The sequence below is a fragment of the Burkholderia sp. BCC1972 genome (genome assembly GCF_905339605.1).
Lineage (GTDB): Bacteria > Pseudomonadota > Gammaproteobacteria > Burkholderiales > Burkholderiaceae > Burkholderia.
Genome location: NZ_CAJPGH010000001.1, coordinates 755,921 through 777,714 on the forward strand (window position 1 = coordinate 755,921; position 21,794 = coordinate 777,714).

The window sequence follows — 21,794 nt, forward strand, 5'->3', positions numbered from 1 at the left end:
ATTTCGCGATGCGGGTGAAATCCATGTCTGACATAATACGAAGCATCAGGAAGATAGCGCTTACATTCTCACAGGATCGAATGTGGATGCAAGCGCGGCCACCATGAATCGAGGGTAAACAATGACGCGACTGGCAACGCACGGCGCAGGCAGGCGCACCCTGCCGGGAGACCGCCGATGAGCACGCCCCCGTCCCGCGCCGGCACGTCGCGGGCGCGCCGCGGCAGCGGCCGCTCGGTACTCGGCGATGTCGCGAAACTGGCCGGTGTGTCGACCGCGACCGTCTCGCGCGTGTACAACGACCCCGGCAAGGTGTCGGCCGACGTACAGCAGCGCGTGCGCGACGCGGCGCGCACATTGAACTGGATTCCGAATGCGGCCGGCCGCGCGCTCGCGTCGACGCGCACGCACATCACCGGCGCGATCATTCCGACGCTCGACGACCAGGTGTTCGCGTCGCAAGTCGCGGGCATGCAGGCGGTCATGGCCGAGCACGGCATCACGCTGTTCCTGGGCTGCTCGAACTACGATCCCGCGCAGGCACTGGCGCAGGTGCGCGCGATGCTGTCGCGCGGCGTGGAAGCCGTGTCGCTGGTCGGTGAAGCGTATCCGCCGGAACTGTTCGAACTCCTTGCGATGCATCGCGTGCCGTACGTCGTCACCTATGCGTATCGCGACGACAGCCCGCATTGCTGCATCGGCTTCGACAACCGCGCGGCGTTCGCGCGGCTCACCACGCACCTGCTCGACCTTGGCCACCGCGACTTCGCGATCATCATGCAGCCGTCGGCGGACAACGATCGTGTCCAGGCCCGCTTGCGCGGCATTCACGACACGCTGGCCGCGCACGGGCTCGCGGTGCGCCCCGTGCACCAGCACGAAGGTGCGGCCACGATCGCGTTCGGGCGCGCGAGCCTGCGCGCCATCGCCGGCAGCGATGCGGCGACGCGGCCGACGGCCGTGATCTGCGGCAACGACGCGCTCGCGCTCGGGGCATTGCTCGAAGCGCAGGCGCTCGGCATCGACGTGCCCGCTCAATTGTCGATCACCGGGTTCGACGACATCGCGCTCGCGCGCGAGATCCAGCCGACGCTGACGACGATGTGGGTCGACACCGACGCGATCGGGCGCCAGGCCGCACACGCGTTGCTCGACGCGCTCGAGAACGGCGTCACGGGGCCCGGGAGTGCCGTCCTGCCCGAGTTGCGCACGCGGGAATCGGCCGCGCCGCCGGCGCAGACGAAGGCGGGCGTGGCGCGCAGGAAATGAACATGCGCCGGACGGCGCCGGCTTACTGCATCACGTCGACCGGCAGCGTCTTGTCGAGATTGTCGCGCCACGCGTTGATCGTCTTCGGCACGGTTTTCCGCCACGCCGGCACGTTCGAGTAATAGCGCATCCGGACGTTGTTCTTCGCATCGAACACGAGCAGCCCGATCCACAGATCGGTACCGCGGCGCATCACGATCGCCGCGTTCGTCGTCGCGATGCCGCGCACCCAGTACGACGTCACGTGTGCGTTGAGCCCGTCGAGATCCTTCTGGTCCGCGCTGTAGTTGACCATGTCGACGAGCGTCTGATAGTCGGCGCCGAGCAGCTTGTGCGCGGTCGCGTTCTGCGCCGCGTCGGTCACGACCTTGAGGCTCAGCAGGTCGGCCTGCGGCTTGGCCTGGAACTGCGACGCAGTCACATAGTCGCCCGCATAGACCACACCCGCGCCCGCGCCGCAATCGAAATCCGCACCCTGCTGCGTGACGCGGATGCGGCCGCCCTTGCGGTCGAAATCGAGCCGACAATTGTCCTTGCGGTAGGTGCCGCTGTCGCCGTGCAGCACGATGTCGCCGTCGAGCCCGCCATCATTCGCGCCGTTGTTGCCGCCTAGTTCGAAATGCAGGCGCGGTACCGTGCCGACAAACGTCAGCACACCGCCGAACGACGGGTTGTCGCTCGTCAAGTACCACGTCTGCTGCCAGCGGTCGGCGGCGAGCGGCGTGCCGTTCAGGCTCGCGAGCCGTTCGCGGTAGCGGTCGCCGAGGCACGGTGCGTCGCTGCCGCACTGGTCGCGCTGCTTCAGCCACTTCAATTGCGCAGCCTTCAGCGCGGCCGTATCGCCGCCCTTCGCGAGCGCCTTCTTCCACGCGGCCGACAGGTCGCCGTCGAGCTTCGACAGTGCGGTATCCGCACAGATCGTCTTCTCGGTCGGCGAAGCGGCTTTCGCGCAGTCGAAGCCGGCCGCATGTGCCGCAACCGGCAGCAGCATCAACAGCGCCGCGGCCGCGATGGATGGCAAGTGCGTACGCTGCGTTTCACATGCGGGAATCGCGGCTGGTCCGCGCGCATTCGATCGGTTCTGAGTTGTCATCGGCTTGATCGTCGCTGGGTCGCGCGCCTGTAGAAGCTACCTGCACGCGACATTCGAGGTAAAAACGCCCGGCCCGGCACGCAGCGCATGCCGCCGCCCGCGGGAGCGTAACCCGAATGCGCGACGCCGATCAATCGACGTTCGATGTCGTCGCAACCATTTCGGCGGCCGCGCTGCGGTGCACAATGCCGTCGCACAACGCGGCTTCCGTCGCGTGCTCGATGATCCCGATGAACACCATCACGATGTCGTCGTCATGCACGGCGGGGCCTTTACGCTCATCGCTCGGGTCGGTGGCAGGCGGCCGGCGCAGCGCAGAAGCGATCGGTGGAACATCGCGATGGACGTCCATCCCGGTCGAGGCAAGCCGTCGCTAGGACATCAGCCGTCGAACGGCACCAGTTCGTAGCTCGTGCTCCGGCCGCCGGACACCGAGCGACGCAGCATGCCATGCTCGACAAGCTCGGTGATGTCGCGCAGCGCGGTGTCCTGCGAGCACTTCGCGAGGGCCGCCCATTTGGTCGTCGTCAGTTTCCCTTCGAAGCCGTCGAGCAGCCGGTTCATCACCTTGACCTGGCGCGAGTTCATCGCGAAGCCTGCACAGCGCTGCCAGAAGCGCGCCTTCACCAGCACCGCGTCGAGCGTCGTGTGCGCGTGATCGATGGCCCTGCCGAGCGTATCCAGAAACCACGCGAGCCATTCCGTGACGTCGAGCGAACCGCGCTGCGTGCGCTCCAGCACGTCGTAGTACGCGTTGCGCTCGCGCTGGATCTGCGCCGACAGGCTGTAGAAGCGCTGCGGACTCCGGTCGGCGCGCGCCAGCACCAGATCGCCGAGTGCACGCGCGATCCGGCCGTTGCCGTCGTCGAACGGATGGAGCGTGACGAACCACAGGTGGGCCAGGCCGGCCCGGATCAGCAACGGCTCCGCCGCTTCGGCATTGAGCCATGCGAGAAAGCGCGCGACCTCGTGCGCCAGTCGTGCGGCCGGCGGCGCCTCGAAATGCACGCGCTGCCGGCCGATCGGCCCGGACACCACCTGCATCGGCCCGCTCGCGTCCGTACGCCATCCGCCGACCGTGATGCGCGTCAATCCCGAATAGCCGGTCGGGAACAGCGCCGCATGCCACCCGAACAGGCGCGCTTCGGTGACCGGCGCCGCCGCGTGGCTCGTCGCGTCCAGCACCATGTCGACGACGCCCTCGACGTGGCGATCGACCGGCGCCAGCGCGCCGATGTCGACGCCGAGCCGGCGCGCGATCGACGAGCGGACCGACGCGACGTTCAGCGTCTCGCCCTCGATCGCGCTGGTCTTGACGACGTCCTCCGTCAGCGCGGCCAGGCTGGCCTCGTCGCGCAGCGCCAGGCCGATATCCGCCAGCCGCCCGGCCAGCATGCCTTGCGCACGGCTGACGTCGGCCAGCGGCGTGGCGAGTGCCGGCAAGTCGAAGCGCCACGCCGGCCAGTCGGCCGACTCCCAGATGAAAGTGTAATCTCCGCTCATGATGCGGAGATTATCCCACCGATTCACCGTACGGCTCAATATTCTCCGCAAATTCTACGGAGAATATTCACCCTATTCGCCGCATGCCGGCCCGCTACCGCGCCCGGCCCGCGCCGCGCTTCCCGGGCGGCGGCGCGTCGCCGAGCCGCTCGGCAAGAAACCCGATGAACGTGCGCAGCGTGACGAACCCTTCCCGATGCTGCGGAAACACCGCATTGAGCGTGATCGGCGGCGGCACATACGCGTCGAGCACCGGCACGAGTGCGCCGCTGTCGAGCGCCGCGCCGACGATGAAGTGCGGCAGCAGCGCGATACCGAGCCCCGCGATCGCCGCGTCGCGCACCACTTCGCCGTTGTTCGCGACGAGCGGCCCCTGCACGTCGAACGTGCGCAACGCGCCGTCGACGCGGAATTCCCAGCCGACGCGCCGCTCGCGCCCGTACAGCAGGCACGTGTGGCCGGCGAGATCGGCCGGCGCCTGCGGCGTGCCCTGCCGCTTCAGGTACGCGGGGCTCGCACACGCGATCATCCGCCACGCGCCGAGCGGGCGCGCGATCAGCGTCGAATCCTCGAGCGTGCCGATCCGCAGCACGAGGTCGAAACCCTCGCCGATCAGGTCGACGCGCCGGTCGGTCAGGTCGAGGTTGAGCCGCACGGCCGGATGCGCGGACAGGAATTCGGCGATCAGCGGCGACACGTGCGTGATCCCGAACGACAGCGGTGCGCTGATCTTCAGCGAGCCGTGCAGCTCGGTGCTGCGCACCGACATCGCCTGCTCGGCGTCGGCGATCTCCGCAAGGATGCGCTGCGCGCGCGCATAAAACTCCTGCCCCGATTCGGTCACCGCGAGATTGCGCGTATTGCGGTGCAGGAGCCGCACGCCGAGCGACGCCTCCAGCGCCATCGTGCGGCGGCTGACGAACTGCTTGGACAGCATCAGCTGGTCGGCCGCCGCCGTGAAGCTGCCCGCATCGACGGTCGCGACGAAGATCCTCAGGTCGTTGAGTTCCATATTGTCCACTCCATAGCGACAGTCATTATCTCTACAGCCATTTATTTGTCAAATCGATTGACCTAAGATTCCTCTCAACGAACAGCCGGGCCCACTTCCGAGGACCGGCGACTTGAAGGAAAAAAATCATGATCGAAATCCGTGCAGCAAACCAACGTGGCCGTGCGGAGCATGGCTGGCTCAGCTCCCGTCATACGTTTTCGTTCGCGAATTACTACGATCCGAAGCAAGTCGGCTTCTCCGACCTGCTCGTGATCAACGACGACCGCGTCGCGCCGGGCCGCGGCTTCGGCACGCACCCGCACCGCGACATGGAAATCCTGTCGTACGTGCTCGACGGCGCACTGGAACACAAGGACTCGATGGGCACCGGCTCGGTGATCGTGCCGGGCGACGTGCAGTTGATGAGCGCGGGCACGGGCGTGCGCCACAGTGAGTTCAACCACTCGCCGGACACGCCGGTCCACTTCCTGCAGATCTGGGTCGGGCCGGCCGAAAAGGGTGCCGAGCCGCGTTATCAGCAGACGAATGTCGCGGCCGAAGACAAGCGCGGCAAGCTCGCCCTCGTCGTGTCGCCGAACGGCGACGCCGGTTCGCTGAAGATCCGGCAGGACACCCGGATTTACGCGGGCCTGTTCGACGGCGATGAAAGCACTACGCTGGAACTTGACCCGAGCCGCTTTGCTTACGTGCACGTGGCACGCGGCAGCGTGACGGTCAACGGCGTGACGCTCGGCGAAGGCGACGGTGCGCGCATCCGCGGCGAACAGGCGCTGACGATCGCGGACGGCAAGGACGCCGAAGTGCTGGTGTTCGACCTGCGTCCGGTCGAAGTGACGGCCGAGTGGGCATGACGCCCGTTCGGGAAACCGGGCCCCGCTGAACGCGGGGCCCTTTTAATCGGAGATTCGCAACATGGCCAAGGTTCTGGTTCTTTACTACTCGTCCTACGGGCACGTCGAAACGATGGCGCAGCACATCGCGGAAGGCGCGAAATCGGTGCCTGGCGTCGAGGTCACGCTCAAGCGCGTGCCGGAAACGATTCCCGTCGACCAGGCCCGCGCGATCGGCGTGAAGGTCGACCAGGCCGCGCCGGTCGCCACGGTGGACGAACTCGCCGACTACGATGCGATCATCTTCGGCACGCCGACCCGCTTCGGCAACATGGCCGGCCAGATGCGCACGTTCCTCGACCAGACCGGCGGCCTGTGGATGAAGGGCGCGCTCGTCGGCAAGATCGGCAGCGTGTTCGCGTCGACCGGCACGCAGCACGGCGGCCAGGAAACGACGATCACGTCGTTCCACACGACGCTGCTGCACCACGGGATGGTGATCGTGGGTGTGCCGTACGCCTGCAGCGGGCTCGTCAACATGAGCGAAATCACCGGCGGCACGCCGTACGGCGCGACGACGCTGGCGGGCGCGGACGGCAGTCGCCAGCCGAGCGCGAACGAACTCGACATCGCGCGCTATCAAGGCAAGCACGTCGCGGAAATCGCGAGCAAGCTCGCGTCGTAACGCGGCGGCCTCGCGCCCCGCGGTTCCGCAGTTGCGCACATGAACGAACGGCGCCGGGTCAACCGGCGCCGTTCGTCCTGTGCACGGCTGGCGGCCGTTACTGGCCCGACGCCGGTGCGGCCGGCGCCGCCTTCGTCGCGGGCGCCGTTTGCACGGCGTTCTGCGGATAGTTGCTCTGGTCGCCGGTCAGCCGGTAGCCGCTGCCGGTGCCGATCGCCTTCAGGTCCGACGCGTGCCGCGCGCGGGCCGCCTTGCGCGCCGCCTTCTTCTGCGCCTTGTCGAGCTGCTTCTGCGTCGGCGCGGACGCCGGATCCTGCGCGTATGCCGCCGGCACGGCGGTCAACAACAGACCGAACGACGCCGTTACCGCTACTGCCACCGAAACCACGCGAGACTGCTTCATGGCCGAATCTCCTTGTCGGTTGTTGATTGTTGATTGTGGGTCGGACACCTGCGCGCACGCGACGGCTTGCGACAACGGCGCCGATGCAACGTTAGCCGATCAATACACAAATGTCCGTGTGCGTTCCTGAATTCTCCTGATAACGGCCACGATACATGCGCGCCGTGTGCGCCGTCCTTTCGGCAAATCGTCGGCGCCATCAGGGAAACCGATAGCCCCAGGGCGGCGCCCGCTCAGATCCAGCGCGACAGCATCGGCAGCAGGATCGGCACGACGAATGCCGTCAGCACGCCGTTCAGCCCCATCCCGAGCCCCGCGAACGCGCCGGCCTCCTCGCTGACCTGGAACGCGCGCGCGGTGCCGATCCCGTGCGACGCGACGCCGAGCGCGAAACCGCGCACGGCCGGCTCGTCGACCCGCAGCAGATTGAGGATCCCGCGTGCGCAGACCGCACCGAAGATCCCGGTGGAGATCACGAGCACGGCCGTGAGCGACGGAATGCCGCCGATCTCCGCGGCCACCGCCATCGCGATCGGCGTCGTCGCCGATTTCGGCGCGAGCGACGCGATCGTCTGGCTCGACGCCCCCAACAGCGCGGCGATGCCGACCGCCGACACGATCGCCGTCAGCGAGCCCGCAAGCAGGCCGACGAGCAGCGGCAGCGCGGTGCCCCGCAGCTTCGACCACTGGCGGTACAGCGGCAGCGCGAGCGCGACGGTCGCGGGGCCGAGCAGGAAGTGGACGAACTGCGCACCTTCGAAATACGTCGGATACGGCGTATGCGTGATCGTCAGCAGACCGACGATCAGCGCGACCGCGATCAGCACCGGATTCGCGAGCGGGTTGAAGCGCGCCCGCGCATAGACGGCCTGCGCGAACAGATACGCGACCAGCGTGATGGTCAGGCCGAGCAACGGGCTCGCGGCGAGATAGACCCAGATCGCGCCGAGTTTCGGGAAGGCCGTCATTGCACGCCCTCCGCGTTGCCGCCCGCGCGGCGCTGGCGCCGCAACAGCGCGCGCGTGACGAGCGCCGTCACCGCGATCGCCAGCGTGGTGCTCACGGCCAGCGCGACGACGACCGCGACCGCGTCGCCGCGCACGCGGTCGGCCGACACCATGATGCCGACGCCGGCCGGCACGAACAGCAGCGACAGGTGACGCAGCAGCTCGAGCGCGGTCGGCTCGATCGCATCGGCGGCCTGCGGGCGCAGCATCACGAAGCCGAACAGCAGCAGCATGCCGATCACGGGGCCCGGCACCGGCAGGCCGAACAGATAGGACACGCCTTCCCCGAGACACTGGAAGATCAGCAAGACCGCGAACGCCTGCAACATGAACCGCTTCTCCCGAACGTGGCCGCGCTGGCGCGCGGCCGATGAGCCGGCGGCTTGCGGTGCCGGCATGAACCTACGCGCGATCGTACCAACAATGCCCATGGCCGGTCGCGACGGCGCGATTCCCGTTCAACCGCTTCAGGCGGGTTGAACCCGGCACGCGATCGTGGAAGACAGGCCGCCCGACATGCTACCCGGCATGAGCCGGACGCCGCCCAGGTGCAACGAAGGAGCGACAACGCGCCGGTCCGAAAGCGCAGCCACCCAAATTTCACGTGGCCAATACGCGGAAACGGCGGGCACATGCCCGCCGTCCTGCCGTTCACGTTCGAACGACCACCGATCGCGTTACTTCAACCGCGTCGCGATTTCATTCGCCATCGCCTTCGTCGCGGCCTTCGTCGGCGCATCGTCGGCGAGCACGTTCAGCAGGCCGAAATCGTGGATCGTGCCGTCGTAGCGCGTGGTCGTCGCATCGACGCCGGCCGCGTCGAGCTTGCGGCCGTATGCTTCGCCCTCGTCACGCAGCACGTCGAACTGCGCGACCTGGATCAGCGCGGGCGGCAGGCCCTTCAACTGCGCGAGGCTCGCGCGCAGCGGCGACGCATAGATCTCGTTGCGTTGCGCTTCGTTCTTCGTATAGGCATCCCAGAACCACTTCATCATCGGCCGCGTCAGGAAGTGACCCTGCTGGTAGGCGTTGTACGAGGCCGTGTTGAAGTCGTGGTCCGTGACCGGCCACATCAGGCCCTGGAAGCGGATCGCGGGGCCGCCCTTGTCCTTCGCCATCAGCGCGACTACGGCCGCCATGTTCCCGCCAACGCTGTTGCCGACCACCGCGAGGCGGCTGCCGTCGACGCCGATCTCGGCGCCATGCGCGGCCACCCACTTCGTTGCCGCATACGCCTGGTTGATCGCGACCGGGTAATGCGCTTCCGGCGACGGCGTGTAGTTCACGAACACCGCGACGGCGCCCGACTGTACGACGAGATCGCGCACGAGACGCTCGTGCGTCGGGAAGTCGCCGAGCACCCAGCCGCCGCCGTGGATGAACACGAAGACCGGCAGCGTACCCGTCGCGCCTTGCGGGCGGACGATCGTGACCGGCACCGACAGCCCGTCCTGCTCGATCGTGCGGTTCGACACGTCGATGCCGGACAGATCGACCTTCGCGCCGTTCTGCGCGTCGACCAGCACCTGGCGTGCCTTCGCGGGGCTCAGCGTTTCGAGGCCCGGGCCCTTCTGGCCGTTCAGCACGGCGAGGAACGCGCTCGTCTTCGTATCGGGACGGACGGCGTCGCCGCTCGCCGCGAATGCGGCGGGTGCAGTGGACAGCGCGGCGGCGACGGCGGCGGCGATCAGCAGCGGCTTGACGATCTTCATGATGGTGTTCCTTGGTTTCAACAGGTCAATGACGATGGATGGTTCGTAATGCGATCGATCAGGCAAGCGTGAGCGTGACGTCGATGTTGCCGCGCGTCGCATTCGAGTACGGGCATACGAGGTGTGCGCGGTCGATCAGCGTTTGCGCAACGTCGCGATCGAGGCCCGGCAGCGAGATCTTCAGTTCGACTTCGATGCCGAAGCCGTTCGGGATCGCGCCGATGCCGACACTGCCTTCGATGGACGCGTCCGCGGGCATCGCGATCTTGTCGCGGGCCGCGACGAACTTCATCGCACCGATGAAGCACGCGCTGTAGCCGGCGGCGAACAGTTGCTCGGGGTTCGCGCCCGCACCGCCCGCGCCGCCGAGCTCGCGCGGCGTGGTCAGCTTCAGGTCGAGGCCGCTTTCGGGCACCGTCGCACGGCCGTCACGGCCGCCGGTGGCTTTTGCATGGGCGCGGTACAACACTTTTTCGATCGACATGACAGACTCCTTTTCAGCAAATGAATGAAACAGCCTTCGAACCGGGGACCGCGTGCTGGCAGCCTCGCCGCCCGCATCACGTTTATTTATCTACTCATAGATAGATAAACGTCCCCAAAAAATGCAGAGGGTCGCCCCATCTGCGCCATTGATCTATCTACCAACAGATAGATAACGAGATCCAATAAAAAGGCGGAGAACCGCCTTGCTGCTTGCGCCGCCCGTCAGGGCCGCGTTTTCCAGACGGCCTCGACATCCTCGAGACGTGCCCGCGTGTGAAACAACCGGCTGGCCAGCACGCTGCCCTGGAACGCCGCGTACAACGTGCGCGCCGCCGTGTCGGGCTCGCCGCTGAACTGCAGCGTGCCTTCCTGCGCGCCCTGCGCCAGCAGTTCCGCCAGCCAGCTTTCGTTGGCCTTGAAGAACGCCTGCACGGCCTGCCGCACATTCTCCGGCAACGTCTCGATGTCGGACGCGAGCATCCCGCACAGGCAGATCAGGTTGCCGTCACCCAACGTGCGGCCGAACATCTTCGTGTACAGGCTCAGCTTCACGTCGGCCGGCAACGCCGGATCGATCGCCCGCATGGCCGCGAGAACCTCGTCGCTGTATACCGCCACCGCTTCCAGCACGAGGTCGTCCTTCGACGGGAAGTAGTAGTGGATGCTCGACGTCTTCACGCCCACCAGGTCGGACAGGTCTCGGTAGCTGAAGCCGTTGTAACCGCGCTGCATCATCAACGTGATCGCGTGGTCGAGAATCTGTTCGCGGACGGTCGGTTTCGTTTCCATGGATCGAACTTTATCTACTCATAGATATACAGTCAAGGACTTTTTTTAGGGCCCGATTCGATGGCGTAGGCTCCCGCCATTCGCCCACTCCGAATTCCACGTGCGGGCGCATCGACTCGCCACCAAGGAAGCGGCTTACAACCGGCCTGCAGCCGAACCCGATCGATGCGACACTCTCGGCCTGGTGACGCGACGACCGCGCGATCGCGGGTCGGGCAGAAAGGTGTGCCGACCGGTGTCGCGCCCGCGGCCTGCATGACCGATCCGGCCGATCGACCTCACCGCACCAAGGAGAAGTTTCAATGTATTCGTGGTTCGAACGTCGCCTGCCGACCTTCCCGCTCGAAGATCCCGTCACGCCGCCGAAGGGATTCTTTTCGTTTGTCTGGGCATGCACGAAAGGCGCACGCGGCTGGATCCTGCTGATCGCGCTGACGTCGGCCGCGCTGGCCGCCTACGAAGCCGCGCTGTTCGCGATGATGGGGCACGTGGTCGACTGGCTGTCGACGTCGACGCCGGCGCAATTCGGCGCCCGCCACTTCGGCACGCTCGCCGGCTTCGCGGCGATCCTCGCGGGCAGCGCGCTGCTGATCGCGCTGCACACGATGGTCAAGCACCAGGTGCTCGCGATCAACTTCCCGATGCGGCTGCGCTGGCTGTTTCACCGGCTGATGCTCGACCAGAGCCTGTCGTTCTATGCGAACGAGTTCGCGGGCCGCGTGACGACCAAGATCATGCAGACTGCGCTCGCGGTGCGCGACGCGCTGTTCATGTCGGTCGACGTCGTAATCGGCGTCACCGCCTACCTGATCGGCATCCTCGTGCTGGCGGCCAGCTTCGACTGGCGGCTGATGATTCCGCTCGTGCTGTGGGCGCTCGGCTACGGCGCCGCGTGCGCGTACTTCGTGCCGCGCCTGGGCGCCGTCGGCAGCCGGCAGGCCGACGCTCGCGCGCTGATGACGGGCCGCATCACCGACGCGTATTCGAACATCACGACCGTCAAGCTGTTCTCGCACACGCGGCGGGAAGCCGACCATGCACGACACGCGATGGAAGCGTTCAAGGCGACCGGCGACGCGCAGATGCGCCTCGTCAGCGCGTTCGAGATCGTCAACCACCTGCTGTCGACGCTGCTGCTGGTCGGCTCGGCCGGGCTCGCACTCTACCTGTGGATGCACGGCGAGGCGAGCGCGGGCGTCGTCGCGGCCGTGATCGCGATGGCGCTGCGCCTGTCGAGCTACTCGCACTGGATCATGTGGGAAATGACCGAGCTGTTCGAGAACGTCGGCACGATCCAGGACGGCATCAACACGCTGACGAAGGTCCGCAGCGTGGTCGACGCGCCCGATGCGAAGGCGCTCGTCGTGCAGCGCGGCGGGATCGTGTTCGACAATGTGCAGTTCGCACACGAGGACAACGACCGCACGGTGTTCGACGGGCTGAACCTGACGATCCGGCCGGGTGAGCGGATCGGCCTGATCGGCCGTTCGGGCGCCGGCAAGTCGACGCTCGTGAACCTGCTGCTGCGCTTTTACGACGTGAGCGGCGGCACGATCCGGATCGACGGGCAGGACATCGCGCACGTGACGCAGGACAGCCTGCGCAGCGCGATCGGGATGGTCACGCAGGATACGTCGCTGCTGCACCGCACGATGCGCGAGAACCTGCTGTACGGGCGGCCCGACGCGACCGAGCGCGAGATGCAGGAGGCGGCCGCGCGGGCCGAAGCGACCGAGTTCATCGACCGGCTGCGCGACCGCCACGGGCGCAGCGGCTACGACGTCGAGGTCGGCGAGCGCGGCGTGAAGCTGTCGGGCGGCCAGCGGCAACGCGTCGCGATCGCACGCGTGATGCTCAAGGACGCACCGATCCTCGTGCTCGACGAGGCGACCAGCGCGCTCGATTCCGAAGTCGAAGTCGCGATCCAGCGCAGCCTCGACACGCTGATGAGCGGCAAGACGGTGATCGCGATCGCGCACCGGCTGTCGACGATCGCCGCGATGGACCGGCTGATCGTGCTCGACGAAGGGCGCATCGTCGAGGAAGGCACGCACCAGCAGCTGCTGAACGCCGGCGGCATCTATGCGGCGCTGTGGGCGCACCAGAGCGGCGGGTTCCTCGGCGAAACGGAGGAAGCGGTACAGTAAGCGCGGCGGCCATGGCAACATGGCGGCGCATCGGTCATCGGCGAATTCGACCGACACCCATCCAAGGAGCCCGCATGACCACACGACCGGATATCGCCACCGCGCTCGACGCGCCGGATTCGGTGCTCGAGGAAGACGAGCAGCGCTTCGTGCACCAGATTCGCCAGCATGGCTGGTTCCGCACGGAAGTGTTTGCAGAAGGCGGCGAACCGGGCTTCTCGTTTACGACCGGGCTATGGGTCAACCACGGCTTCCCGGAAATCATCGTGTTCTCACTGCCGGCGCGCATCGTCCACGATGTGCTGTGGGACGTCTACAGGATGGTCGCGGCTGGCACGCCGCCGCCGGTCGGTGAAGTCACGGATGCCGTCTACAGCAATGCGAACGCGCTGCTGATGCCAGTCGAGCAAGCCCACTACGAAGCCCACCTCGGCTGGAACCGCTGGTTCTACGGCAACGACGACTTCCCGTGCGTCCAGTTGCTGTGGCCCGACCGCGACGGGATTTTCCCGTGGCAGCCGGAAGCGGACGATGCGTTGAATGCCGCGCAGCCGCGCCTGTTCGTGCCGGGCGGCGATCGCCACTGACCCGCACACCGTTTCGCACACCGAATCGCTCACCACTTCGCGCGGCACCTTCGTACAAGCGTGCCGCGCATCCCGACGCTAGAGCCGCACGATCGTCGATTTCAGCTCGGTGTACTTGTCGAGCGCATGCAGCGACTTGTCGCGGCCATTGCCCGACAGCTTGTAACCGCCGAACGGGAAGTTCATGTCGTCGCCGCCGTCGCCATAGCAGTTGACCCACACGGTGCCCGCCCGCAGGCGCCTTGCGACCGCGTGCGCGGTCGAGAGGTTTGCCGACCATACCGCCGCCGCGAGCCCGTACTCGGTGTCGTTGGCAATGCGCACGGCTTCGTCGACATCGTCGAACGCGATCACCGACAGCACGGGCCCGAAGATTTCCTCCCGCGCAATCTTCGCATCGGGCTTCACCTCGAACACCGTCGGCTCGACATAGAACCCGCCCGTCTCCTCGCGCACGCGCGCGCCGCCCGTCACGAGGCGGCCTTCGTCGCGCCCGAGATCGATGTAGCCAATCACGCGATCGAGCTGCGTGCGATCGACGATTGCGCCCATCGTCACCGCAGGATCGAGCGGATGCCCGGGCGCGAAGCGACGCGACGCATCGACCAGCTTCGCAATGAAGGCGTCCTTGATGTCGCGGTGCACGAGCAGGCGCGAGCCGGCCGTGCACACTTCGCCCATGTTGAAGAAGATCGCATCGGCGGCCGCCTGCGCGGCGCGGTCGAGATCGGGACAATCGGGCAGCACGATGTTCGGCGACTTGCCGCCGAGTTCGAGCCACACGCGTTTCAGGTTCGATTGCGCGGCGCACGCCATGATCTGCTGCCCGGTGCGCGTCGACCCCGTGAACGCGATGCAGTCGACGTCGCGATGCAGCGCCAGCGCCCTGCCCGGCTCGGCACCGCCCGGCACGACGTTGAATACGCCCGCCGGCACACCGGCGTCGCTCGCGAGCTGCGCGACGCGGATCGCGGTCAGCGGCGATTTCTCCGACGGCTTGAGCACCACGCTGTTGCCTGCAGCGAGCGCCGGCGCGAACTTCCATGCGGCCATCAGCAGCGGGAAGTTCCACGGTACGACGGCCGCGACGACGCCGATCGGCTCGCGTGTCACGAGCCCGACGAGATGATGGTCGGCCGGCGCGACCTCGCCGCCGATCTTGTCGATCGCTTCCGCGTACCAGTCGACGCAATGCGCGGCGGCCGGGATGTCGATCGCCGTGGTATCGGCGATCGGCTTGCCGGTGTCGAGCGTCTCGAGCAACGCGAGCTCGTCCGCGTGCTCGCGCATCAGTGCGGCCCAGCGCTGCAGCACGGCCTTGCGGGCGCGCGGATTCATGCCGGCCCACACCTGCGCATCGAACGCGCGGCGCGCGGCGGCGACCGCGTGGTCGACGTCGCCGGTGGCGCAATCGGCCACGTGCGCGAGCACGCCCCCGTCGATCGGGCTCACACAGGCGAAGGTCGCGCCGGCATGTGCGTCGCGCACCTCGCCGTCGATGAATGCGCGCCCTTCGATCCGCAGCAGGGCCGCGCGGGCCTGCCAGTCTTCGAATGTCGGTTGAGTCATGCGTTTCCTCGTGAAAAGTGGCGCATCACGATCCGCGAACCGGATCGATCGGCGTGAAGATGCCCGCGCGCGCCTCGATCGCTTCGCCCGCGGCGAGACACAGCGCCTCCTGGAAGCGCCCGGCGACGAGTTGCACGCCGCTCGGCACGCCGTCGCGGATGCCGGTCGGCACCGACAGGCCCGGCAGGCCGAGCAGCGCGGTTGCAAGCAGCGGCCCCTGCCTGTCGACGATCTCGCGCATCGCGGCGTCGCCCTGCAAGTCGGCGTCGATCGCGAACGGCCGCGCGCACGACACGGGCATCAATAGCACCGGATAGCATGCGAAGAACTGCTGCCAGTCGCGCAGCAGCGCGGTGCGCCGCGCAAGGCCGTTCATGTAGCCGGCCAGGTCCAGCGGCGCGGCCAGATTGCGCTGGCTCGCGAACGCGGCGCGGATCGCCGCGTCGCCGTGCTGCATGATCACGTCGCCGAGCCCGCTGCGCGCCTCGTTGGTCACCAGGTCGAGCCACAGTTCGCACGCTTCGGCGAACCGCGGCGGCGTCGCTTCCTCGACGATGCAGCCGGCGTCTTCGAGCCAGCGCGCGGCCTGCCGGATCGCGTCGACGACCACCGGATCGGTCGGCACACCGGGCAGTTCGGCGCACACCGCCACGCGCGCGGGGAACGCAGCCTCGCGCACGGCCGGCGCTACCGGCATCCACCATGCGTCGCGTGCGTCGGCTGCCGACATCGCGTCGAGCGCAAGACGCAGATCGCCGACCGTCCGCGCGAGCGGCCCCTGCACCGATGCGAGCTGCACCGCGAGCGTGCGGTCCTTCGACTGTGTCGGGTTGTACGCCGGCACGCGCCCGGTACTCGGCCGCAGCCCCGCGACACCGCACGCGTAGGCCGGGTAGCGGATCGAACCGCCCAGGTCGTTGCCGTGCGCGATCGCGCCGATGCCGGCGGCCACCGCCGCGGCCGCGCCGCCACTGGAGCCGCCCGGCGTCAGCGACGCATCCCACGGATTCGACGTGCGGCCATGCAGTTCGTTGTCGGTGAACCAGCGGTACGAAAACGCCGGCGCATTGCTGCGCCCGATCACGATCGCGCCGGCCTTGCGCAGGTTCGCGGTCACCGGGCTGTCTTCCTGCGCGATCAGCTCGGAGAATGCGCGCACGCCGTTGGTCGTCGCGTGTCCGGCCGTATCGACGTTGATCTTCACGGTCACCGGCACGCCGTGCAGCGGGCCGAGCGGCGCGCCGCGCGCGATCGCGGCATCGGCCTCCGACGCCGCCTGCAGCGCGCTGTCGGCCATCACGTCGACGATCGCGTTGATGACGGGGTTCACCTGCTCCAGCCGCTGCAGGCAACTGCGTGTGAGTTCCGTTGCCGACACGTCGCGCCGGGCGACATGCGCGGCCATTTCTGCTGCGCTGAGACGCCACAATTCCTGGGTCATGGGTTGTTCCTCGTTGATCTCGCTGATTGGATTGACTCGGCCGCGTCACGCGCCCGGCTGCGCAGCCTGCGGTGCATGCGATGCGTAGATCTTGCGGCACGCTTCGACGACTTCCCACGTGCCGCGAAAGCCCGGCGGAATCACGAAACGGTCGCCGGCGCGCAGCACGCGTTCGCGGCCGTCCGCGTCGCGCACGATCGCGACACCGCTCAGCATCTCGCAGTACTCCGACTCGTCGTATTCGATCGTCCAGCGGCCGGGCGTGCATGCCCAGATCCCGCAACTGAACTGCCCGCACGGGCTGATGTAGTGATGCGACAGCGTCTGCATCGGGTTGCCGTCGAGCAGCAGCCCGCTCGGCACGCGGCTCTGCGTGAGCTTCGCCGGCGCCCGCATCAGGTCGACGAGATGGGTGATGTCGGTCATGGTTGCCTCCAGGGTGTGAGTGTTTGCAAACGTCGCGGGTCCGCGCGACCGGGCGAGCCGGCCGGCGCAGGTCAAAGCAGGTCCATGGCCCGGTGCCATGCCATCGCGAGCGCCAGCATCGGCGTGCGCAGCACGCGCCCGCCTGGGAAATCGCGATGCCGGATCCGGCCGAACAGGTCGAAGCGCGCGGCCTGCGCATCGATCGCTTCCGCGATCAGCCGGCCGGCCAGGCCCGTCACGTTGACGCCGTGCCCGGAGAAACCCTGCGCGAAATACACGGTCGGTTCGAGCCGGCCGAAATGCGGCGCGCGGTTCATCGTCGCGTCGATCAGGCCGCCCCACGCGTAGTCGATCCGCACGTCGGCAAGCTGCGGGAACGTCTTCAGCATGTCGCGCCGCATCGCGGCCGCGAGGTCGCGCGGCGTGTTCGTCGAGCTGCTGGCCTTGCCGCCCCACAGCAGCCGGCGGTCGCGCGTGAGCCGGAAATAGTCGAGCGCCGAATTGCAGTCGCTGATCGCCGCGTCGGCCGGCATCGTCTGCGCCGCACGCGCGTCGCCGAGCGGCTCCGTAGCGATCAGGTAGGTCGCCACCGGAATGATCTTGCGCGCGACCGACGGCGCCAGTTGCCCGAGATACGCGTTGCATGCCAGCACGACATAGCGGGCATCCACGTGCCCGCGCGCGCACCCGACGCGGTGGTATGGCGCGGCGCGATCGAGCGCGAGCGCGGGTGTGTCCTCGTGGATCGTCACGCCGGCTTCGCGTGCCGCGCGTGCGAGGCCGAGCGTGTAGTTCAGCGGATGCAGGTGGCCGCTGCCTTCGTGAAACAGGCCGCCGACGTAACGGTCGGACGCGACGAAGTGCGGCATGTCGGCCCGCTCGACGATGTCGCAGCCGCCATAGCCGAAACGGCTCGCCAAGGCATCGCGCCATGCACGCAGCGCGTCGAGATGGCGCGGCTTGTTCGCGGCGGTCAGGTAGCCGAAGGTCAGGTCGCAATCGATGCCGTGCCGTTCGACCCGCTGCCTGACGATGTCGACCGATTCCAGCCCCATCGCCCATATACGCCGCACGTCGTCCTCCGGCAGATGGGCTGAAAACGTATCGATGTCGCACGAGTAACCGGCGATCAGCTGGCCGCCGTTGCGGCCGCTCGCGCCCCAGCCGATCTTCGACGCCTCGACGAGCACGACCGAATGGCCGCGCTCCGCGAGATCGAGCGCCGCGGACAGGCCGGTGAGCCCGCCGCCGATCACGCACACGTCGGCGCTCACGGCCCCGTCGAGCGCCGGATGTCGCACGCGGTTATTGACCGTCGCTGCATAGTACGACTGAACATGTTGCTGGTTCTTGAACTTGAGCATAGGTGAGACTCGCGACCGGCGTCGCGTCAGAACGCGTAGATGAGTTGGGTCGCGAGCAGGTCGTTCGACTTCGCATACGACCCGTCGTGACGCAGGAAAACCTTGTTGCTCGCCCAGTCGTGCCGGTATTCGACCTTCACCGTCACCTGCTGGGTCGGGTAAAACAGCAGGTCGAACGCCGCCGCCTGCCGCGTCGCGCCCTTGCATTCGAAGCCGACACCGCCGTTCGCCTTCGACTGCGCGAGGCAATCCGCGTCGATGCCGAAGCCGTTGTTCGGATCCATCCCGTTGCCGTTCAGGCCGATCGACGAGCCGCCCCCACCGTTCTTCCGGTTCACGAGCAAGTCGTAGCGCACCGTCGCACCCATGCGTCCGACCACCGGCGCATTGAACTTGCGGTGCGCGAGCAGCGACAGCCCGAACCATTGCGCGAGCCCGCCGTTGAATGCGCCGTGCTGCTGCTGGCCGTAGTCGAGTTCCGCGTTGTACTGCGCATCGGCCACCGTGTAAGTCGCATCGGCTTCACCGAAGAAGAACGCGCCGTACGCGCTCGGCGCGTTGCCGCCCACACCATAGCGCACGTTGCCGGTCGCCGGATCGACGGCGCTCACCAGCGTCTGGCGGCCGATGTTGATCGAGCCGCCGAGGTCGAGCGCGCTGCCGCGCATGTAGTCGACGCGCGCGGTAAAGGTCGGCACCTTGTTGCTCGTCGTGATCGGATCGCCGAGCGCGTTGACGCCCGTCTGCGTGACCGCGCCCGCGCTGCGGAACTGCTCGTTGCCGACGAAGAACTTCCATGCCCAGTGGCCGTCCGCACTCTGGTAGTTGATGCCGGCGCCGATCGACGAGCCGGGATCGGAGAAGTCGTACAGCAGGTTGTGCGTGAGCGTGAGCATCTGGCTCGACTGCTGGTACTCGTAGCCGCCGAAGCCGAGTACGAGCCCGCCGACGAACGAGGTCGTGCCCGACAGCGGCACCGTGACGATTGCCGTGTTCACGATGTTCAGCCCGCTCGCGCCGCTGCCCGTCATCATCGACAGGCCCGCGCCGCGGTTCGGCATCAGCGTGATTTCCGCGGACGGCGCGGTCGGGCCGACGCCGAAGGTCTTCTTGATGTCGAGGAACACGTCGCCGAACGTGCTGTTGTAATACGTGTACGCGTTCTCATGATTCGCGAACTGGAACGACGACGTGCCGCCGCCGCGGTTGTACACGTAGGTCGGGTCGAGATAGCCCGTCACCGACAGCCCCGCGATCGGTCCCGTGCGCGCGGCATCGGTCAGCGAATCGACTTTCAGCTGCTGGTTCGCGACCTGCTGGCGGATTTCCGTCAGGTCGTCGTTGGTCAGCGCGGCCGGCGCCTGCCCGTAGCCGGGCGCCGACGGATCGGCGGCCGCTGCGGCGGAAATCGCATTCGACGCGACCGGTGCCGCCACCGGCTTCGCGGCGAGCTGCGACTGCAGCGCGTTCATCTGCCGCTGCAGCACCGCGAGCTGTTGTTGCAGCGCCCTGATCTGGTCGGCGCTCGAGTTCGCGGCGGCGAGCCCCGGCAGCGCACCGGCGATCAGCGCGCAAAGCAGTTTCTTTTTCACGGAAAGTCTCCTTGTCGTCATTCACTTCACGGGATGCGGTGCGGGGGTATGCCGGGGCTGCGCGGGCGACGGGCGCGCGGGCGGCAAGACGGAAGACGGCGCCGATGCATCGAGCGCGGACACCGCATGCCACGCACGCGCGTCGCGCGCCTGCTTCCGTTCGCGGGCCAGCATCGCGCGGTTCACGACGACGACACCGATCGTCACGGCCGTGATGAACACCGTGGCAAGCGCATTCATCTCCGGATTCAACCCGAGCCGCACACGCGAGAACACGACGAGCGGCAGTGTCGTCGAGCCGGGGCCGGACAGGAACGCGGACAGGATCACGTCGTCGATCGACACCGTGAACGCGAGCAGCCAGCCGGACACCAGCGCCTGCGCGATCAGCGGCAACGTGATCACGAAAAACACCTTGCATGGCCGCGCGCCGAGATCGAGTGCTGCCTCCTCGATCGAGCGGTCGAGTTCCTTCACGCGCGACTGCACGATCACCGCGACGAACGACAGGCACAGCATCACGTGGCCGATCCAGATCGTCGGCCAGCCGCGCCCGGCCGGCCAGCCGAAGGTCTGCTGCATCGCGACGAACAGCAGCAGCAGCGAGATGCCCTGGATCACTTCGGGAATCACCAGCGGCGCGTTGATCATCGCGGCATACAGCGTGAAGCCGCGAAAGCGCCCCATGCGGGCGAGCACGAAGCCGGCCCACGTGCCGATCGCGACCGACGCGGTGGCCGTCAGCAGCGCGATCTTCAGCGACAGCCATGCGGCCGTCAGCAGTTCGTCGTCGTGCAGCAGCGCGCCGTACCATTTCAGCGAGAAGCCCGTCCATACCGTCACGAGCCTCGACGCGTTGAACGAATAGACGACCAGACTGACGATCGGCACGTACAGGAACAGGAAGCCCGCGCCCAGCACCCACGCGGACAGGATGCGATTCGCGCGGGTCATTGCCGTGCCTCCGCTTCGGTCTGGCTGTAGTGGAGCAGCGCCATCGGTACGAGCAGCACCAGCACCATCGTCACCGTGACGGCGGACGCCATCGGCCAGTCCATGTTGTTGAAGAACTCGTCCCACATCACGCGGCCGAGCATCAGCGTGTTCGCGCCGCCGAGCAGTTCGGGTATCACGTATTCGCCGACGGCCGGGATGAACACGAGCAGGCTGCCCGCGACGATGCCGTTCCTCGACAGCGGCAGCGTGATGCGCCAGAACGCGGACCACGGCGTCGCGCCGAGATCGTTCGCGGCCTCGAGCAGCGTGAGGTCCATCTTCACGAGGTGCGCGTACAGCGGCATCACCATGAATGGCAGGTACGAATAGACCATCCCGATGTAGACGCCCGCGTCGGTGTGATACAGGCGCAGCGGCGTCGCGATCATGCCGAGCGCGGCCAGCGCGTGATTCAGCAGCCCGTCGTCCTTCATGATCCCGACCCATGCATAGACGCGAATCAGGAACGACGTCCAGAACGGCAGCATCACCGCCATCATCAGCAGGTTGCGGCGCGCCGGCGCCGCGCGTGCGATGCAGTACGCGATCGGATAGCCGGCCAGCAGGCACATCAGCGTCGACGCGGCGGCCATCTTCAGCGAGCTGACGTACGTGTTCAGGTACAGGTCGTCCTGCAGCAGCAGCGCGTAATGCTTCAGCGACAGCACCAACTGCACGGTGCCGGACTCCAGCCGCGCGAGCGCCGTGTAGGGCGGGATGCCGAGCATCTGATCGGCGAAGCTGATCTTCAGCACCAGCACGAACGGCAGCGCGAAGAAGATCACGAGCCACAGGAACGGCACGCCGATCGCAACGCCGCGGCCCGACGGCAGGAAGCGCGACAGCGAGGAAGCGGAAAGTTTCGTCATGGCGTCCTCAC

22 protein-coding genes are annotated in these 21,794 nt (G+C 67.3%); 5 read left to right on the plus strand and 17 right to left on the minus strand.

All coding sequences use genetic code 11. The features are described 5' to 3' along the window. Positions 1-177: 177 nt before the first annotated feature. The gene (locus tag U5798_RS03375; protein ID WP_322081178.1) at positions 178-1,269 is read left to right on the plus strand and encodes a LacI family DNA-binding transcriptional regulator; all 1,092 of its coding nucleotides are present in this window, start codon (positions 178-180) and stop codon (positions 1,267-1,269) included. A gap of 22 nt (positions 1,270-1,291) precedes the next feature. Here the strand turns inward: U5798_RS03375 and U5798_RS03380 are convergent, their stop codons facing one another. From U5798_RS03380 to U5798_RS03395, 4 genes are all read right to left on the minus strand, one after another. Beyond that, positions 1,292-2,362 (minus strand): lysozyme inhibitor LprI family protein, encoded by a 1,071-nt coding sequence (locus U5798_RS03380; protein ID WP_322081179.1) that lies wholly within the window; start codon positions 2,360-2,362, stop codon positions 1,292-1,294. A 130-nt stretch (positions 2,363-2,492) separates the two neighbouring features. Beyond that, on the minus strand, positions 2,493-2,714 hold the full coding sequence (locus U5798_RS03385) for a hypothetical protein (RefSeq protein ID WP_322081180.1): 222 nt from the start codon (positions 2,712-2,714) through the stop codon (positions 2,493-2,495). Between the two features lie 29 nt (positions 2,715-2,743). Further along, the gene (locus tag U5798_RS03390; RefSeq protein WP_124448789.1) at positions 2,744-3,865 is read right to left on the minus strand and encodes a Fic family protein; all 1,122 of its coding nucleotides are present in this window, start codon (positions 3,863-3,865) and stop codon (positions 2,744-2,746) included. A 94-nt stretch (positions 3,866-3,959) separates the two neighbouring features. Next, on the minus strand, positions 3,960-4,877 hold the full coding sequence (locus U5798_RS03395; protein WP_322081181.1) for a LysR family transcriptional regulator: 918 nt from the start codon (positions 4,875-4,877) through the stop codon (positions 3,960-3,962). A gap of 128 nt (positions 4,878-5,005) precedes the next feature. Between U5798_RS03395 and U5798_RS03400 the strand changes: the two genes are divergently transcribed. Continuing rightward, positions 5,006-5,731 carry a pirin family protein gene (locus U5798_RS03400; RefSeq protein ID WP_124448793.1) on the plus strand — a complete coding sequence of 242 codons (726 nt, stop codon included), beginning with the start codon at positions 5,006-5,008 and terminating at the stop codon, positions 5,729-5,731. Positions 5,732-5,792: 61 nt separating this feature from the next. Then, entirely contained in the window at positions 5,793-6,395 is a 603-nt protein-coding gene (wrbA, locus tag U5798_RS03405) for an NAD(P)H:quinone oxidoreductase (RefSeq protein ID WP_124448795.1), read from the plus strand. 97 nt (positions 6,396-6,492) lie between these two features. Here the strand turns inward: wrbA and U5798_RS03410 are convergent, their stop codons facing one another. The 6 genes from U5798_RS03410 to U5798_RS03435 all read right to left on the minus strand — a co-directional run bounded on the left by U5798_RS03410 (position 6,493) and on the right by U5798_RS03435 (position 10,792). Beyond that, the gene (locus U5798_RS03410; RefSeq protein WP_124448797.1) at positions 6,493-6,798 is read right to left on the minus strand and encodes a hypothetical protein; all 306 of its coding nucleotides are present in this window, start codon (positions 6,796-6,798) and stop codon (positions 6,493-6,495) included. Between the two features lie 233 nt (positions 6,799-7,031). Next, complete coding sequence (locus U5798_RS03415) at positions 7,032-7,766, minus strand: LrgB family protein (RefSeq protein ID WP_322081182.1); 735 nt, start codon at positions 7,764-7,766, stop codon at positions 7,032-7,034. Beyond that, positions 7,763-8,134, minus strand: coding sequence for a CidA/LrgA family protein (locus U5798_RS03420; protein ID WP_124448801.1), 372 nt, complete (start codon positions 8,132-8,134; stop codon positions 7,763-7,765). Before U5798_RS03420 ends, U5798_RS03415 begins: the two co-directional genes overlap by 4 nt. A gap of 348 nt (positions 8,135-8,482) precedes the next feature. After that, entirely contained in the window at positions 8,483-9,517 is a 1,035-nt protein-coding gene (locus tag U5798_RS03425) for an alpha/beta hydrolase (RefSeq protein ID WP_322081183.1), read from the minus strand. A gap of 58 nt (positions 9,518-9,575) precedes the next feature. Beyond that, entirely contained in the window at positions 9,576-10,001 is a 426-nt protein-coding gene (locus U5798_RS03430) for an organic hydroperoxide resistance protein (protein ID WP_124448805.1), read from the minus strand. Between the two features lie 224 nt (positions 10,002-10,225). Next, positions 10,226-10,792: a TetR/AcrR family transcriptional regulator gene (locus tag U5798_RS03435; protein WP_322081184.1), complete on the minus strand. Its 567-nt coding sequence runs from the start codon at positions 10,790-10,792 to the stop codon at positions 10,226-10,228. A 302-nt stretch (positions 10,793-11,094) separates the two neighbouring features. On the opposite strand from U5798_RS03435, the gene U5798_RS03440 reads away from it, so the two are divergent. Together U5798_RS03440 and U5798_RS03445 are read left to right on the plus strand one after the other, a co-directional pair. Then, entirely contained in the window at positions 11,095-12,939 is a 1,845-nt protein-coding gene (locus tag U5798_RS03440) for an ABC transporter ATP-binding protein (RefSeq protein WP_322081185.1), read from the plus strand. Between the two features lie 74 nt (positions 12,940-13,013). Beyond that, positions 13,014-13,526 carry a DUF4262 domain-containing protein gene (locus tag U5798_RS03445; RefSeq protein ID WP_322081186.1) on the plus strand — a complete coding sequence of 171 codons (513 nt, stop codon included), beginning with the start codon at positions 13,014-13,016 and terminating at the stop codon, positions 13,524-13,526. Between the two features lie 78 nt (positions 13,527-13,604). Here U5798_RS03445 and U5798_RS03450 read toward each other — a convergent pair whose 3' ends face one another. The 7 genes from U5798_RS03450 to U5798_RS03480 form a co-directional block, all read right to left on the minus strand. Beyond that, on the minus strand, positions 13,605-15,095 hold the full coding sequence (locus U5798_RS03450; RefSeq protein WP_322081187.1) for an aldehyde dehydrogenase: 1,491 nt from the start codon (positions 15,093-15,095) through the stop codon (positions 13,605-13,607). A 25-nt stretch (positions 15,096-15,120) separates the two neighbouring features. Then, positions 15,121-16,536, minus strand: coding sequence for an amidase family protein (locus U5798_RS03455; protein WP_322081188.1), 1,416 nt, complete (start codon positions 16,534-16,536; stop codon positions 15,121-15,123). A gap of 45 nt (positions 16,537-16,581) precedes the next feature. Next, a complete protein-coding gene (locus tag U5798_RS03460) occupies positions 16,582-16,962 on the minus strand; it encodes a cupin domain-containing protein (RefSeq protein WP_124448816.1) in 381 nt (126 codons plus the stop codon). A gap of 71 nt (positions 16,963-17,033) precedes the next feature. Then, positions 17,034-18,326 carry an FAD-binding oxidoreductase gene (locus U5798_RS03465; RefSeq protein WP_322081189.1) on the minus strand — a complete coding sequence of 431 codons (1,293 nt, stop codon included), beginning with the start codon at positions 18,324-18,326 and terminating at the stop codon, positions 17,034-17,036. Between the two features lie 26 nt (positions 18,327-18,352). Continuing rightward, positions 18,353-19,918, minus strand: coding sequence for a DUF3138 family protein (locus U5798_RS03470; RefSeq protein WP_322081190.1), 1,566 nt, complete (start codon positions 19,916-19,918; stop codon positions 18,353-18,355). Between the two features lie 21 nt (positions 19,919-19,939). Further along, positions 19,940-20,872, minus strand: a complete 933-nt coding sequence (locus tag U5798_RS03475) for an ABC transporter permease subunit (protein ID WP_322081191.1) — start codon at positions 20,870-20,872, stop codon at positions 19,940-19,942. Further along, the gene (locus tag U5798_RS03480; RefSeq protein WP_322081212.1) at positions 20,869-21,783 is read right to left on the minus strand and encodes an ABC transporter permease subunit; all 915 of its coding nucleotides are present in this window, start codon (positions 21,781-21,783) and stop codon (positions 20,869-20,871) included. The genes U5798_RS03475 and U5798_RS03480 overlap by 4 nt, the downstream gene beginning before the upstream one ends. Positions 21,784-21,794 lie beyond the last annotated feature (11 nt).

Bases quoted from the DNA above. Each gene is read 5' to 3' on its own strand.
- U5798_RS03375 (WP_322081178.1), top strand. From the start codon at position 178: ATGAGCACGCCCCCGTCCCGCGCCGGCACGTCGCGGGCGCGCCGCGGC.
- U5798_RS03380 (WP_322081179.1), bottom strand. From the start codon at position 2,362: ATGACAACTCAGAACCGATCGAATGCGCGCGGACCAGCCGCGATTCCC.
- U5798_RS03385 (WP_322081180.1), bottom strand. From the start codon at position 2,714: ATGGACGTCCATCGCGATGTTCCACCGATCGCTTCTGCGCTGCGCCGG.
- U5798_RS03390 (WP_124448789.1), bottom strand. From the start codon at position 3,865: ATGAGCGGAGATTACACTTTCATCTGGGAGTCGGCCGACTGGCCGGCG.
- U5798_RS03395 (WP_322081181.1), bottom strand. From the start codon at position 4,877: ATGGAACTCAACGACCTGAGGATCTTCGTCGCGACCGTCGATGCGGGC.
- U5798_RS03400 (WP_124448793.1), top strand. From the start codon at position 5,006: ATGATCGAAATCCGTGCAGCAAACCAACGTGGCCGTGCGGAGCATGGC.
- wrbA (WP_124448795.1), top strand. From the start codon at position 5,793: ATGGCCAAGGTTCTGGTTCTTTACTACTCGTCCTACGGGCACGTCGAA.
- U5798_RS03410 (WP_124448797.1), bottom strand. From the start codon at position 6,798: ATGAAGCAGTCTCGCGTGGTTTCGGTGGCAGTAGCGGTAACGGCGTCG.
- U5798_RS03415 (WP_322081182.1), bottom strand. From the start codon at position 7,766: ATGACGGCCTTCCCGAAACTCGGCGCGATCTGGGTCTATCTCGCCGCG.
- U5798_RS03420 (WP_124448801.1), bottom strand. From the start codon at position 8,134: ATGTTGCAGGCGTTCGCGGTCTTGCTGATCTTCCAGTGTCTCGGGGAA.
- U5798_RS03425 (WP_322081183.1), bottom strand. From the start codon at position 9,517: ATGAAGATCGTCAAGCCGCTGCTGATCGCCGCCGCCGTCGCCGCCGCG.
- U5798_RS03430 (WP_124448805.1), bottom strand. From the start codon at position 10,001: ATGTCGATCGAAAAAGTGTTGTACCGCGCCCATGCAAAAGCCACCGGC.
- U5798_RS03435 (WP_322081184.1), bottom strand. From the start codon at position 10,792: ATGGAAACGAAACCGACCGTCCGCGAACAGATTCTCGACCACGCGATC.
- U5798_RS03440 (WP_322081185.1), top strand. From the start codon at position 11,095: ATGTATTCGTGGTTCGAACGTCGCCTGCCGACCTTCCCGCTCGAAGAT.
- U5798_RS03445 (WP_322081186.1), top strand. From the start codon at position 13,014: ATGACCACACGACCGGATATCGCCACCGCGCTCGACGCGCCGGATTCG.
- U5798_RS03450 (WP_322081187.1), bottom strand. From the start codon at position 15,095: ATGACTCAACCGACATTCGAAGACTGGCAGGCCCGCGCGGCCCTGCTG.
- U5798_RS03455 (WP_322081188.1), bottom strand. From the start codon at position 16,536: ATGACCCAGGAATTGTGGCGTCTCAGCGCAGCAGAAATGGCCGCGCAT.
- U5798_RS03460 (WP_124448816.1), bottom strand. From the start codon at position 16,962: ATGACCGACATCACCCATCTCGTCGACCTGATGCGGGCGCCGGCGAAG.
- U5798_RS03465 (WP_322081189.1), bottom strand. From the start codon at position 18,326: ATGCTCAAGTTCAAGAACCAGCAACATGTTCAGTCGTACTATGCAGCG.
- U5798_RS03475 (WP_322081191.1), bottom strand. From the start codon at position 20,872: ATGACCCGCGCGAATCGCATCCTGTCCGCGTGGGTGCTGGGCGCGGGC.
- U5798_RS03480 (WP_322081212.1), bottom strand. From the start codon at position 21,783: ATGACGAAACTTTCCGCTTCCTCGCTGTCGCGCTTCCTGCCGTCGGGC.